The 15,278-nt window shown below is 32.6% G+C and carries 10 protein-coding genes; 8 read left to right on the forward strand and 2 right to left on the reverse strand.

Features of this window, described 5'->3' with window-relative positions:
* Positions 1 to 168: 168 nt before the first annotated feature.
* Entirely contained in the window at positions 169 to 1,176 is a 1,008-nt protein-coding gene (locus tag DG435_RS17525; RefSeq protein WP_106791832.1) for a DUF1028 domain-containing protein, read from the reverse strand.
* A 171-nt stretch (positions 1,177 to 1,347) separates the two neighbouring features.
* Positions 1,348 to 1,956, reverse strand: coding sequence for a superoxide dismutase (locus DG435_RS17530; protein ID WP_106791833.1), 609 nt, complete (start codon positions 1,954 to 1,956; stop codon positions 1,348 to 1,350).
* A 193-nt stretch (positions 1,957 to 2,149) separates the two neighbouring features.
* Here DG435_RS17530 and DG435_RS17535 point away from each other — a divergent pair, with 193 nt between their 5' ends.
* From DG435_RS17535 to DG435_RS17570, 8 genes are all read left to right on the forward strand, one after another.
* A complete protein-coding gene (locus DG435_RS17535) occupies positions 2,150 to 5,302 on the forward strand; it encodes an exodeoxyribonuclease V subunit beta (RefSeq protein WP_106791834.1) in 3,153 nt (1,050 codons plus the stop codon).
* 285 nt (positions 5,303 to 5,587) lie between these two features.
* Positions 5,588 to 6,985, forward strand: a complete 1,398-nt coding sequence (locus DG435_RS17540) for an OmpA family protein (RefSeq protein ID WP_106791835.1) — start codon at positions 5,588 to 5,590, stop codon at positions 6,983 to 6,985.
* A gap of 164 nt (positions 6,986 to 7,149) precedes the next feature.
* Complete coding sequence (locus DG435_RS17545) at positions 7,150 to 9,885, forward strand: PD-(D/E)XK nuclease family protein (protein WP_106791836.1); 2,736 nt, start codon at positions 7,150 to 7,152, stop codon at positions 9,883 to 9,885.
* Between the two features lie 43 nt (positions 9,886 to 9,928).
* Positions 9,929 to 10,777, forward strand: a complete 849-nt coding sequence (locus tag DG435_RS17550) for an alpha/beta hydrolase family protein (RefSeq protein ID WP_369872190.1) — start codon at positions 9,929 to 9,931, stop codon at positions 10,775 to 10,777.
* 57 nt (positions 10,778 to 10,834) lie between these two features.
* A complete protein-coding gene (locus DG435_RS17555) occupies positions 10,835 to 11,119 on the forward strand; it encodes a hypothetical protein (RefSeq protein ID WP_106791838.1) in 285 nt (94 codons plus the stop codon).
* A gap of 76 nt (positions 11,120 to 11,195) precedes the next feature.
* Positions 11,196 to 13,589, forward strand: coding sequence for a TonB-dependent receptor (locus tag DG435_RS17560; RefSeq protein WP_106791839.1), 2,394 nt, complete (start codon positions 11,196 to 11,198; stop codon positions 13,587 to 13,589).
* 16 nt (positions 13,590 to 13,605) lie between these two features.
* A complete protein-coding gene (locus DG435_RS17565; protein ID WP_106791840.1) occupies positions 13,606 to 14,205 on the forward strand; it encodes a type 1 periplasmic binding fold superfamily protein in 600 nt (199 codons plus the stop codon).
* Positions 14,206 to 14,853: 648 nt separating this feature from the next.
* Entirely contained in the window at positions 14,854 to 15,168 is a 315-nt protein-coding gene (locus DG435_RS17570; protein ID WP_106791841.1) for a DUF6660 family protein, read from the forward strand.
* The last annotated feature ends 110 nt before the right edge of the window (positions 15,169 to 15,278 follow it).

Here is a 15,278-nt window from a genome sequence, read left to right on the forward strand (position 1 = left end):
GAAATAACGTTCTATATTAGCAAAGCCATAGCATAAGTAGGTTAAGTTCATGGTAGATTTGGGGCAAAAAAAGGTGGTTCTTCCACCTTTTTTTATTTTCTAATAATTTTGATTAAAAAGATATAAAAATATTACCTCACAATTGAAGTGATATACTACCCTAAAATATTATTCAATTAGTATCTTTTTACTTCCTATTTTTTTATCACCATTATAAATATTTACAAAATAAATACCTTTTGGATGATTAAAAGCATCTAAATAAACATTGTTTTTTGGTAACATAGTAGTTCTTTTATCAATAACTTTTCCAAATGCATTAAGTATTTCATATGATGTTATTATGGTTTCTTTACTTTTTATAATGATAGTATCTTCAGAATTAGAAGGATTTGGAAAGACAATTATATTGGAAGAAGTGTCGTAAGAGTAATTCGATTTTTTTGATGTAGCATTATAAGCATTTTGAAGAGCATCAATAGGTTCAAAAATAGATGTTGTAATCCATACATTTAAATCCAACGATAGGTTTCCATAAGAGCTATCTGTGTCACTGGGGTCTGCTACTCGTATAAATGCCGAAGCCGAACTTATACCATCATTTAAACAACGAGAATCAGCTCCAGGTCTTTTTGCTCCTTGTAAGGCGGCCATGAGTTTATCTGCCAATGAACCATAGCAATTGAGAAAAGCAGTTTCCATATCTTTAACAACATCTTCAGAAATCAAAATATTTCCGGCAATTGCATAGTTTGGTCCTGTAATGTGTATAAATTCTTTGAAGCAGTTAGGTCCTGTATAAGCAGCACTTCTTGGGCAACCATTATTAAGGTCCACAATATTGTATTGTCTTGCAGATGGGCTGTTGTTCACATCGTTAGCTACAAGCCAATTAATGATTTGTGCAGGAGAATCCCCCGCCTTCATACGTTTTGTAGCATTAGCTTGATTTCTTGGATCCCAAGCGGATTGAGTATGAATAGCACCAATACCCAAAACAATAGCACTAATATCCTGAGCACCATCTTCTGATGCGATACAGGTTGCACCGGCACTACCAATCTCTCCGGTAATAGGATCAACTGCTACAATTGAAAAAGTGTGTTGCGCAAAAGAAGAAAACACAAAGAAGAAAACACACGGAATAATAACGAAAGGTTTTAAAAAAGTTTTCATGTTAATATGGTTTAAGAGTTAAGTATTATCTTAAACGTATTAAATGAAGGAAGAATTGCATTTGTTCAGCAGGAAGCTAAATCTAAACATATTTCAAACATAGAAATACTAATATGAAAATAGAAAACCATCAAATAATCAGATTACTTGATGGTTTATAGAGGTAAATTATTATTTTCCTTGAGCATATCGGCTTGCCACTTCGTTCCAGTCAATTACATTAAAAAATGCTGAAACATAATCCGGACGACGGTTTTGATAGTTTAAATAATATGCATGTTCCCAAACATCTAGTGCAAGGATAGGAGTTCCTCCGCATCCAATACCGGGCATTAAAGGATTATCTTGATTAGGTGTAGAGCAGATTTCTACTTTCCCTCCTTGATGTACACATAGCCAAGCCCATCCAGATCCAAATCTAGTCCCAGCTGCTTTTGAGAATGCTTCTTTAAAAGCATCAAAAGATCCATATGCAGCATTAATTGCATCTGCAATCTCACCAGAAGGTCTTTCTCCACCATTAGGTGACATTATCTCCCAAAATAAATTATGATTATAATATCCACCACCGTTATTTCTAACAGCACCGTTTGACATATCTAGATTAATAAGAATATTTTCAATGGTTTTACCCTCAAGATCAGTTCCTTCAATTGCGGCATTTAATTTACTAGTATATCCAGCATGATGTTTATCATGATGAATTTCCATGGTACGAGCATCTATATGAGGTTCTAACGCATCAAAAGCGTAGTTTAATTTTGGTAATTCGAATGACATATGTTATTATTTTAATTAATAAAAAATAAAAGCGACATCAAATTTAACAATTCAAATGATGAATAAAAATTTATAATTGTTATAAATTAATTAAAACACATAGGATAGTAAAAACAATCTTTTTGTTATTATAATTTTATAGAAATCGATGGTATAAGATTTTCGGGTTTTAGTATTTTAGTAAAAAAAAGAATTGAATTCGACTACTGCTTTTATTGTTTATAATGCTGCTGCTGGTGCCGGTAAAACCTATACTTTGGTAAAGGCATATTTAATTGCTCTTTTAAAAGGAGAGTTTAGGGATAGTTATAAGAATATCTTGGCAATTACTTTTACAAATAAAGCAGTTGCCGAGATGAAATCCAGAATATTAGAAAACCTTGTTGCTATTAGTGCTCTTGATACTTCATCAAAACATCAGGGTTTACTAAATGAATTAAGTGCAGAGACCAAAATTCCTGAGCTCGAACTTAAACAAAAAGCAAAACGAATTCTTAGAAGTATTCTTCATAATTATGCGGCATTTGATGTTGTTACTATTGATACGTTTACACATAGAGTAATCAGGACATTTGCACATGATTTAGGAATTCCTATGAATTTTGAGATCGAAATGGATACAGATTCTTTAATTGAAGAAGCTGTAGATGCAGTAGTTGCCAAAATAGGACTAAATGAAGAGTTAACCAGGTTAATTGTTGATTTTGCAATCAGCAAGCTTGAGGATGATAAAAGTTGGGATATCACTATAGAACTTAATAAGATAGCCAGATTGTTGTTTAGTGAAAATGATAGAGAACATCTCAATAAACTTTCGCATAAAACAATTACTGATTTTGAGATTCTAAAAAAACAGTTGAGTCACAGAGTTGCCGAATGTAAGAAAGATATTATTTCTGAGTCGAATACAATTTTACAATTAATAAAGGCTCAGGGAGTAGAATATACAGATTTTACTCGAAGCTCAATTCCTAACCATTTTTTAAAACTTGCAGAAGGTGATGTGAAAGCAGATTTTAAAGCAGCCTGGAAACAGAACATACAAGAAGCTTCTTTCTATAATGCTAAATTAGATCCTCATAAAAAAGAAATAATCGATAGCATTAGACCCTCTATAGAAGAAACCTTTCTAAAAACAAAGCAATTATTAATACGAATTGGTTTTTTCCAGAACATTATCAAAAACCTTACCCCTCTTTCGGTATTAAATGCGATTAATAAGGAGTTAATCGGAATCAAAAAGGAAAGAAAAATTCTATTGATATCAGAATTTAATACGATTATAAGTAATGCAATTAAAGATCAGCCAGCTCCGTTTATATACGAACGTTTAGGAGAGCGGTATAGAGATTATTTTATTGATGAATTTCAGGATACCTCAGAATTACAGTGGAGTAATTTGATCCCTCTTATTGATAATGCGGTTTCAACAGAAACGTTAACAGGTAAAAGAGGGCAAGTTACCATAGTAGGAGATGCAAAACAAGCAATTTATCGATGGAGAGGAGGGAAAGCAGAACAATTTATCAATTTATCTTCTGATGAAAACCCTTTTTCGATACAAGAAAAACAAGTTCTTAACCTCCCTAGAAATTATCGTAGTCACGAAGAAATTATTAAATTCAATAATAGCCTATTCACCTTTTTATCTGGTGATTTTAAAAATGAAAAACATCGGGAATTATACGTATTGGGTAATAAACAAGAAGTTAACTCCAAAAAAGATGGATATATTAATATCTCGTTTGTTGAAGCTAAAAATGTAGCTCAGGAGAATAACTTATATCCCGAGAAAGTATATGAAACTATACTTGAACTAAGTAAAAAGGGATACTCTCTCAATGAAATATGTGTTATCGTAAGAAAGCAAAAAGAAGGAGCTGTCATAGCAGATCTTCTCACCCAGAAAGGGCTATCTATAATTTCTTCAGAAACATTGTTAATTAATAATGCTCCTCAAGTTATATTTATTATTGATCTCCTTACCTGGTGTATACAACCCGACCATCTACAATCAAAAATCAACGTATTACATTTTTTGACCGAGAAGTTTTCAATCCGAGAAAAGCATTTATTTCTGGAAAAAATGATAAACAGTAATAAGAATACATTTTCTTCTGAGCTTAAAACTCTAGGTCTTGATTTTGATCTTGCCAAAGTAGCTGTAAAACCTCTTTATGATGCCGTAGAATATATTATAGCCAGTTTTTCTCTTGCCGATAAAACTACAGCATATATACAATTTTTCCTGGATGTTGTGTTTGCATTTACTCAAAAACATACAGAAGGTATTGTAGGTTTTTTAGCGTATTGGCATGTCAAAAAAGATAAATTAAGCATTGTTGCCCCAGAAACAGAGCAGGCAATTCAGATCATGACAATACACAAAGCAAAAGGACTGGAGTTTCCCTGTGTTATTTATCCATATGCTAATATTGATATCTATGAAGAAATAGAACCCAAAACATGGTTAGCAGTGGATAGTAAAAAATATGACAATTTTGAAGAAGTGTTTATTAACTATAATAAAGGCATATCTGAGTATGGTAAAGCTGCAGAAGAAATTGTTTTAAACAGACAAGCTCAATTAGAATTAGATGCGTTTAATCTATTATATGTAGTGCTTACTCGTGCAAAAGAACAGCTGTATATTGTTTCTAATTTGAAATTAAATTCTAAAGGGGAAAGTAACCCAAATACTTTTTCCGGAAAATTAATTGCTTATCTAAAACATTTGAATCAATGGAATCCTCAAAAAACAGAGTATACTTTTGGTCATTCTTTAAAACCAGAGGTTATAAACCCAGATATAGAAGACAAGCCAAAAGTGGTTAAACTTTCTAGATTCGAAGATTCCTCGAGAAAATATAAGGTAAATATTGTAACTAATTCTGGTAAACTATGGGATACATCTCAACAGAGTGCAATAGAAAAAGGAAATTTGATACATGATCTTATGGCTTCTATAGATACATATATGGATGTGAAAAGAGTTGTCGAAGAAGCATACAAAACAGGAGAAATTACTATTTCTGAAAAAGAAATACTTCATGATGAAATAAAGGATATTGTAGACCACCCAGAGCTTTCTCAATACTTCTCTTTAGATAATACAGTGCATAATGAAAGAGATATAATTTCTAACGGAAGATTATTTCGACCTGACCGAATAATAATTGATAAAAATAATCTAACGACCATAATAGATTATAAAACAGGTGTTCATAATGCTTCTCATGCTATGCAAATACAGGGTTATGCATCACTTCTTGAAAAAATAGGGCACACTGTAAAAGATAAAATTCTAATTTATTTTAATGATAATATCACCTTAAAACATGTATAAATAAACTATCATTTTTATAATTACTAAAAGAAATTTAAGGATAAAAGGTATTTTTATCTTATAATTGTAACGTAATTGCTGAGATAGATACTTTAATTTTTCTCTAATAAGGTTAAAATTATTGCTTTTTTTGGGGCTAGAAAACTGTAAGAAAAAACGACTACACTCTCCAAAGCTGCGATATATGCTGGCCTGTTAAGAAAAATTTATTAGATTTATCTTTGACAGTTATTTTTAACATATTACATTTGCTCTAATTAACACTTAAAAATTAAATTATTGAATATGAAACATCTTAGCAGATTTTTAGTGGCTTCGTTACTTGTACTTGGATTTAGTACGGCGAATGCACAAGATGAAAACAATCCTTGGGCGGTTTCTATAGGCATTAATGCCGTTGACATCTTTCCTACTGGGGGAGACCTTACCAGTCAGGGAGAAATTTTCGATGAATATTTTAATGCTAGTGACCACTGGAACATCCTTCCATCTGTTTCCAAATTATCTGTTGGTAGATATATAGGAGATGGTTTTAGTTTTACAGCGGCAGGATCGGTTAACAAAATAGAAAACTGGGGAGAAAATCCTACCACAGGAGAAGATTTAAAAGTTGATGACCTATCTTATTATGCCTTAGATGGTAGAATTAGCTACAGCTTTAAGAAAGCATTTGGTTCAAGTTGGATCGATCCTTACTTAGGTGTAGGTGGAGGTTATACTTGGCTTGATGAAAAAGGAGCTGGAACATTAAACGGTTCTCTTGGATTCAACTTTTGGTTAACTGAAAACTTAGCGTTTAACCTTCAAACAACTTACAAGCACGTATTTGAAGATTATGAGACTGGTAGTTACCCACCAACTCATTTCCAACATTCTGCAGGACTTACTTTCGCATTTGGAGGTAAAGATACTGACGGTGACGGAATATATGACAAAGATGACGAATGTCCAGACGTTCCTGGTTTAGAAGAATTCAACGGATGTCCTGATACTGATGGTGATGGAATCACTGATGCTAAAGATGAGTGTCCTGATACTGCAGGTACTGCTGAATTTAATGGATGTCCTGATACTGACGGTGACGGAGTTCCAGATCCTAAAGATGAGTGTCCTACTGAAGCTGGATTACCTGCTCTTAATGGATGTCCTGATGCTGACGGTGATGGAATCGCTGATGGTAAAGATGGTTGTCCTAATGAAGCTGGACCAGCTGCTAATAATGGATGTCCTTACCAAGATAAAGATGGTGATGGTGTATTAGATAAAGATGATAACTGTCCTGACGTTGCTGGTACTGTTGCTAACAATGGTTGTCCAGAAGTAACTGAAGAAGTACAGAAGACTCTTAATAACTATGCAAAAACTATCTTGTTTGATTCTGGTAAATCTACCATTAAATCAGAGTCTAATCAAGCACTTGCTGATATCATAGCGATATTAAAAGAGTACCCTAATGCTAAATTTACTGTAGAAGGACATACTGATAGTGTAGGAAGTGCTAAACTTAATCAAAGATTATCTGATTCTAGAGCAAATTCTGTTAAGAACTACTTGACAGAAAATGGTATCGACCAGTTCAGATTATCAGCTGTTGGTTATGGTGAAGACAGACCTATCTCTTCTAATAAGACTAGAAAAGGTAGAAAAGAAAACAGACGTGTAGAGATCAACTTAGTAAAATAAGAATAAACTCTCTCAATCATAATAATAAAAACGTCCCGAAATTTTCGGGACGTTTTTTATTTTTAGAAAATTAAATAAAGATCTTGACTTAACACGATCGATTCTTCTTAAGAGGTTCAGGTTTGCCTTCAGATTTAATATCTTACACATAAAATCATAAATACTTGAAAAGTTTTCTAAAAGATGTTATACTAGAAGTGCAAGGCACTACAGAAAAAATAAGTGATCTAATTTTTCTGGTACCTAGCAAAAGAGCAGGGCTTTTTCTTAAAAAAGAACTTTTAGAAACATATCCTGATCAAACTCTTTTTGCTCCCGTGATCCTTAGTATTGAAGAATTTATTGTTCGACTATCAGGATTGCAACAAATTGATAATGTTCAGACATTATTTGAGTTTTATGAAACATACCTAAACACTCATACTCACCTAGAAAAAGAAGATTTTGAAACCTTTAGTAATTGGGCCCAGACCTTGATCTATGATTTTAATGAAATCGACAGGTATTGTATAGATCATCAGAGCTTTTTTTCTTATTTATCAGGAATACAAGACTTAAACCATTGGTATTTACAAAAAGAAAAAACCGAATTGGTTAAAAATTATATTAGGTTTTGGGAAAACCTAATGGATTACTATGACAATTTTAAAAATAAATTGCTTTCCAAAAAAATAGGATATCAAGGATTGTTGTACAGAAAAGCATCAGAAGATATCCAAGCGTATATTAATACCGAAAATAGAACACATATTCTGGTAGGATTTAATGCACTTAATAATGCAGAACAGATCATTTTTCAATCACTCTTAGAGGCTGATATTGCTCAGGTATACTGGGATGCGGACAAGTTTTTTGTGGAGAACACCTACCACGAAGCGTCTTTATTCTTACGAACATATAAAAATCAATGGGGGTATTATAAAAAGAATCCATTTCAATGGGTACAAAACAATTTTTCTGAAGAAAAAGACATCACTCTAATAGGAGTGCCTAAAAATATTGGGCAAGCAAAATCTATCGGCCAAATATTGACTTCGATACCCAAGTCCGAGATCGAAAAAACAGCTTTGGTACTTGCAGACGAAACGCTACTACAGCCCTTACTCAATTCATTACCTAATACAATAGAAGCCCTAAATATTACAATGGGACTACCTCTTAAAGAAGTTCCCATAGCTGCATTTTTTGAACTGTTATTTGGGATTCATAAGAATTCTAACTCCAAAGGGTTCTATTATAAATTAGTATTAGAAATTTTAAATAGCCTACCAGCATATAGAATATTAGGGTTTGAAGCAACACGATTGATTAATACCATTTCTAAAGAAAATATCGTTTACATAACATTAGATAAGCTACAGGAGGAAGCTTCGGATAAAGAAAAACAAACTCTTGCATTACTATTTGAACCTTGGAAAGATGTTACCACAGCCTTAGAAAATTGTAGAAAAATAATACTATTACTCAAGAATAATCTCGATAAGAAAAATGATGAGTTAGAATTAGAATATGTATACCATTTCCATTTAGTTTTTAATAAAGTTTTTACACTACATAATAGCTATCAATATCTAGAAACGATTGGATCTTTATATACATTGTATAAAGATATTATGATGTCTGAGACACTCGATTTTTCTGGTGAACCATTTAGTGGATTACAACTCATGGGAATGTTAGAATCCCGATGTCTTGATTTTGAAACTGTTATTATCACTTCAGTTAATGAAGGAGTTTTACCTGCTGGGAAAAGCATGAATTCTTTTATTCCTTATGATCTGAAAAGAGCATACAATCTCCCTACATATAAAGAAAAAGACGCTATCTATACGTATCACTTTTATAGATTGATCCAAAGGGCTAAAAAAGTATATCTGCTGTACAATACAGAAGACGAAGGAGTAGGTGGTGGAGAAAAGAGCAGATTTCTACTTCAGTTGGATATTGACAAAAGACCAAAACATAAACTCACAAAATATGTGGTGTCGGCAGAAGTGCCTATGTTAACTAACGAGCCATTACAGATAAAGAAAAATGAAACTGTTTTACTAAAGTTAAAAGAGTTAAGTGCTTATGGATTATCCCCTTCTGCACTAACTGCTTATATAAGGAACCCAATGGATTTCTATTATAAATATGTTTTAGGCGTTACAGAAACCGAACAAGTAGAAGAAACTATTGCTGCAAATACTTTGGGAACAGTTATTCATAACACACTCGAAACTTTTTATAAGCCATTAGAAGGTAAATTTCTTACTATAGAAGATATCAATAAGATGAGAAGTCAAATTGATATCGAACTTCGGGATCAGTTTAAACAAGAATATACAAAACTCAATATCACACAAGGTAAAAATCTTTTGATTTTTGAAGTAGCTAAGCAGTATGTGTATAATTTCCTGAAAGCCGAAGAGAAACTAATAAAGAGTGGAGCTCGATTAAAGATTCTGTCTATAGAAAGTAATCTAAAAACAAAATTAAAAATCCCCGAATTGGATTTTCCTATTTATATTAAAGGAAAAGTAGATCGTATTGATGAGCTAGATGGGCAAGTAAGGATAATAGATTATAAGACAGGAAGAGTAGGTCGAAATGATGTCGTTATTATGGATTGGGATATAATTACCGATGAATATAAATACAGCAAAGTAATCCAGGTTTTGGCGTATGCATATATGCAGCATAATGAAAATCCAATTTCAGAAGCTTTTCAAGCAGGTATAATTTCATTTAAGAATCTTCAGGAAGGGTTTCTTAAGTTTGGAACAAAAGAAAGCATAAGAGGGAAGGCAAATTACGAAATTACCAATGCGGTGTTTGATGATTACCTGCTACAGTTAAAAAAACTGATCCTGGAAATTTTTGATATTGAAACCCCATTTATTGAAAAAGAAGTATAGCTGAGAGACAATAGAGTAGGTACTAAACTTTACACTTAAAATTATGATGGCCAAAAGCAAAAATATAATAGTAACAGGAAGACATCAAAAATCAATTTTGGCAGATGTTTTTTATACTAATAATGAATTACAAAAACCTATTGTTATTTTTTGTCATGGGTATAAAGGTTTTAAAGATTGGGGAGCTTGGGATTTGGTGGCAGAAACTTTTGCCAATGCTGGGTTTTTCTTTATAAAATTTAATTTCTCGCATAACGGAGGTACTACAAAACAACCTATTGATTTTCCTGATCTGGAAGCTTTTGGTAATAATAATTATATCAAAGAATTAGATGACCTAGAGACAATTATAGATTGGGCTACCTCTCCGGATTTTAAATTTAAAAATGAAATTAACACCTCAAACATTTCTTTGATAGGGCATTCTCGTGGTGGTGGAATTGTAACTATTAAAGCTGTAGAAGATAAGAGAGTCACAAAGTTAATAACATGGGCGAGTGTTTCTGATTATAAAAATCGATTTCCAAAAGGAGAAACCTTTGAATATTGGAAGAAGAATGGGATAATGTATATCGAAAACGGAAGAACCAAACAACAAATGCCACATTATTTTCAGTTTTATACATCTTTTATCGAGAATGAAGATAGATTAACCATCGCTAATGCAGCTAAAAAAATTAAAATACCACATTTAATTGTTCATGGTACAAGTGATCCGACAGTTGATGTGCAGGAAAGTGAAAATATACACGCCTGGAGCGTCAATAGCCAACTATTCATAGTAGAAGGAGCAGATCATATCTTTGGTGTAAAACATCCCTGGCAAAACAACAATTTATCAAAACACCTTGAGAAAATAGTGCAAAAAAGTATAGATTTTATAGGTCTTTAACACTTTCTTAGCCAAAAAATATAATAAGCAATCATTTTTTTTCGTTTATTTGTCGTAATGAAGTTTAATAGACAAATACTAGCTTCCGTATTTTTGGTACTCTTTGGTATCATTCAATTAGCAGACTTGCATATTGTAGGTCATGATGCTAATGATACAGACTGCTCTCTTTGTAAGTTTACTTCTGATCATCATAATGACAATTTTACTTCTGTAGATACGGTTACTGTTCCTGAAGCAGTACATGTTCCTGCCGATATTGTTCGAGCAACTTATGTGAATCGATATTTTGATTCATCTGCTGCTTACAATTTTCTAAACAAAGCTCCCCCTGCAGCTTAGTTTTACCTAAACTTTATTACTGAAACTTAACTGTGGTATATTCATACCAACAGTTTATCCATTATTTATTTTACAAATGAAAAGACACACTTGGTTACTTGTGTTTCTTCTCGGGATTAATCTCCTTTCAGCACAAGAATGTGATAAAACACTTTCTGGCAGAGTCATAGATTTTCATGACGGAGCTCCCCTTGAAGGCGCTACAATAACATTTAATAATCGTACAATCGTGACAGACGCTTCTGGTAAATATTCTATTACAGGTTTATGTGCGACGGCATATGCTTTTACTGTTTCTCATGAAAAGTGTAATTCGCAGGTAGTAACTCTTGATGTAGGCAAAACGTCTTCAAAAGATTTCTCCTTAGAACACCACCTTAATGAATTAGAAGAAGTAAAAGTTTCGGGAGTCAATGATGATAAAACAACTTCCGCTCAAGAAGAAACTATAGGTTCTGATATCATAGAGAAATATAGTAGTGCTTCTTTAGGTGATGCTCTTAGAGAAATTACAGGTGTTTCATCGTTAAATACTGGATCTACGATAGTAAAACCTATTATTCAGGGCCTTAGCGGAAGTCGTGTATTGATCATGAATAATGGCGTTCGCATGCAAGACATGGAATGGGGTGACGAACATGCACCTAATGTAGATATTAACACAGCAGGAAATGTTACTGTTGTCAAAGGGGCTTCTGCACTACAATATGGTGGAGATGCAATTGGTGGTGTTATTATTATGGAGCCTCGTAAAGTACCTTCAAAAGACACCTTATTTGGCAAGACCCTGGTGGCAGGAGCCGTAAATGGTAGAGGAGGATCGATTTCTTCAGAATTGATAAAAGGATATAAAAATGGATGGTTTTTTAAAGCACAAGGAACATTAAAACGCTTTGGTGATGTAGAAACACCAGACTATGTTCTTTCTAATACAGGAATATTCGAAAAAGGAGCATCTTTATCTGTTGGAGTAAATAAATTTACCCACGGCTGGGATGCGTATTATTCTTTTTTTGATAACGAAATAGGTGTATTGGCAACATCTCATATTGGTAATGTAGATGATCTTATAAATGCTATTAATGATCAGCAACCTGCAATCATTAGAGATTTTACTTATGAAATTGATAATCCTAAACAAGAAGTTACCCATCATTTAGGACGTCTTCGATATTTTAAACGTTTTGAAGAACTTGGAAAATGGAATACGCAGTATGATTTTCAATATAATAAACGACTTGAATTTGATATTCGCAGAACAGAAGAACTTACCAAATTGCCTAGTATAGATCTTGAGTTAAAAACACATACGTTGACTTCGGATTTTAGTTTTGATTCGAACCCTGATTTTCTATGGAATGTAGGAGTATTGTTTAGATATCAGAATAATTTTGCAGATCCCAGTACAGGAGTAAAAAGATTAATTCCAGACTATGATAAGTATGATGCTGGAGCATTTATTACAGGCGAATACAGTTTAACAAATGATATCATTATAGATGGAGGTATTCGATACGATTATAATCGTATGGATGCAAAGAAGTTTTACTTGAAATCCAGATGGGAAGAAAGAGGATATAATGTGGATTTTTCTAATCTCATCATTGAGGATTTTAATACACAGTGGCTTACTAATCCAGTTTTTGATTACCATAGTGTTTCTGGTACTACAGGAATACAATATACTTTTAAAGAAGATTACGAATTTAGATTCAATTATGCATTGGCACAACGTGCGCCTAACCCTTCAGAACTATTTAGTGATGGCTTACACCATTCAGCTGCCAGAATTGAGTTGGGGGATTTAAGGATAGATCAGGAAACATCACATAAAATATCTCTAACTGCACAAAAGAATACAGAAAAATGGGGATGGGAAATAGCGCCATATGCCAATTTTATAAATGATTATGTTTTACTAGAACCTGTAGGTGTTGAACTATCCATACGAGGTGCATTTCCTGTTTGGGAATATCGACAAACTAATGTTAGATTATTAGGGGTGGACGCTAAACTTTATGCCAATTGGCATCAGAACTGGAGAACAGATCATAGTTTTTCTATGGTAAAAGGAAAAGAAAATGAAAAAGATGTTGCGCTGATTAATATCCCTGCGCCAACTTTTAATAACGGTATTACTTATAGTAACAAAAATTGGTTAGGGCTTAATGTTTCTTTACAAAGTCAATACTTTTTTAGACAAAATGAGTACCCACCAAATATATCTGTGTTTTCTCCGCAACAAGGAGAAAATGTAATACTGGAAATCAATACACCTCCAGATGCATATCATTTATTAAATGCAGATACCAGTATGGAGTTTTCTTTAGGAGAACGAAATAAACTAAAAGTTGGATTAACAATAAACAACATATTAAACACAAGCTATAGAAATTACTTAAATCGTCAGCGATATTTTGCAGATGATCTAGGTAGAAATTTTTTATTAAGATTATCAGTTAACTATTAAATTAAATTTAGAAATAATGAACACACGCAAACTTTTATCAATGCTTATCGTTGGAGGTATTTTATTCGCATCATGCTCTAGTGATGATGATAATCCTGTACCAGTTAATGAAGAGGAATTAATAACCAAAATGACAGTATCTCTAGTTGGAGGAGGCGGAACCGTAACTTTAATTGTTACCGATGAAGATGGAGCAGATGGACCAGTAGCACCGGTAGTATCGGTTTCTGGTAATTTAACTGCCAATACAACATATAATGGATCTGTAGAATTACTTAATGAATCTGAGAGTCCTGCCGAATTAATTAACGAAGAAATAGAGGCTGAAGCAGATGAACATCAGTTTTTTTATGAAACAAGTTCTGCATTAAATATCACGACAGCTTATACAGATAAAGAATCAGATTACAAGAAAGAAGATGGAACCTCTTTTACTACAACTAATCCTGTTGGACTAACATTTACAGTAACAACAACAGATGCAGGAACCGGAACCTTAACAGTAACATTAAGACACCAACCTAATAAAGCTGCAGATGGAGTAGTTGGAGGTAATATTGCTAATGCAGGTGGTGATACAGACATTACTCAAATTTTTGATATTACAGTACAATAATTGAAACTCGATTAATTATGTAAGTTGAATTTGTGTAAAATTTCATAATTAGTTTCAATTCTTACCCTCGGGAGTAGTTACCCGAGGGTTTTTAAACCATATTTATTTTAAAATAAAACAGATCAATATGATGTTGGCACGAATTTTGCTATAATAAGGGTCTTCGGTGTTAGGGAAAAAATTAAAAAAACACTGGGAATACGACAATCAAAATATCATAATTGTTACATAAAATAGTTTAAAAATTGACTTTTAATAAGTTAGTATTATTGGTTTTATCAATGTATTAACATACCATTAAATGTTAATTATCATCAAAAAAATGTTAAAACATTTATAGGATAGGGCTTATCTTTGTATCATAAACCTAGACTAACAAACAATAAAATTGAAACTATCATAATTAGTATAAGTTGAGTTTGTGTTAAATACAATTAAGTTTCAATTTAGACCCCTGGGAGTAGTTAACCCGGGGGTCGCTTTTTTTGGTCTGGTTTTGAATATTAAGCCTTAAAAACCGTACCTCAATTCCTGATGTTTTTTGTTTTTATGAATAATATCCTTATTCCCAAAGGACATAATTAGTAATATTTAGAATCTAGGTAATTTTGCAATACCATTGCATTACAATATTACTATCTTTGTAATGTGAAAATTTTAGTATTCATATTATCAATATATTTTCTGGCACTCAATTTTATGCCTTGTAATGATAGTATATCTATTACAGATGATTCTCAAATTGAGAATTTTGCAGATTCTTGTGAAAATCATGATCATAGTATAGAGAATGATTTATGTTCTCCTTTTTGCCAATGCCATTGTTGTCACGTTCATGTAATTGATCTCAATATCAATACATATCAATTAGTTTCTCCAGAAATTTCCACAGAATTATTTGCCCATTTTGATAGTGTTGGTAAAGAAATCTCTAGTACGCCATTCCAACCACCCCAGGTTTAATTTAGTTACATAGGATAAGTATGTCTTGTTATTTCTTTTCAAAAGAAAGTAGCATCTATTTAACATCGATAAATTCTGTTTAATCGAATTTAATCGAGATGTCTAACTGA

Source organism: Aquimarina sp. Aq78 (assembly GCF_900299525.1).
GTDB lineage: Bacteria > Bacteroidota > Bacteroidia > Flavobacteriales > Flavobacteriaceae > Aquimarina.

Excerpts from the sequence above, each read along its gene's own strand:
- DG435_RS17525 (WP_106791832.1), bottom strand. The coding sequence starts at position 1,176 with ATGAAAACTTTTTTAAAACCTTTCGTTATTATTCCGTGTGTTTTCTTC.
- DG435_RS17530 (WP_106791833.1), bottom strand. The coding sequence starts at position 1,956 with ATGTCATTCGAATTACCAAAATTAAACTACGCTTTTGATGCGTTAGAA.
- DG435_RS17540 (WP_106791835.1), top strand. The coding sequence starts at position 5,588 with ATGAAACATCTTAGCAGATTTTTAGTGGCTTCGTTACTTGTACTTGGA.
- DG435_RS17550 (WP_369872190.1), top strand. The coding sequence starts at position 9,929 with ATGATGGCCAAAAGCAAAAATATAATAGTAACAGGAAGACATCAAAAA.
- DG435_RS17555 (WP_106791838.1), top strand. The coding sequence starts at position 10,835 with ATGAAGTTTAATAGACAAATACTAGCTTCCGTATTTTTGGTACTCTTT.
- DG435_RS17560 (WP_106791839.1), top strand. The coding sequence starts at position 11,196 with ATGAAAAGACACACTTGGTTACTTGTGTTTCTTCTCGGGATTAATCTC.
- DG435_RS17565 (WP_106791840.1), top strand. The coding sequence starts at position 13,606 with ATGAACACACGCAAACTTTTATCAATGCTTATCGTTGGAGGTATTTTA.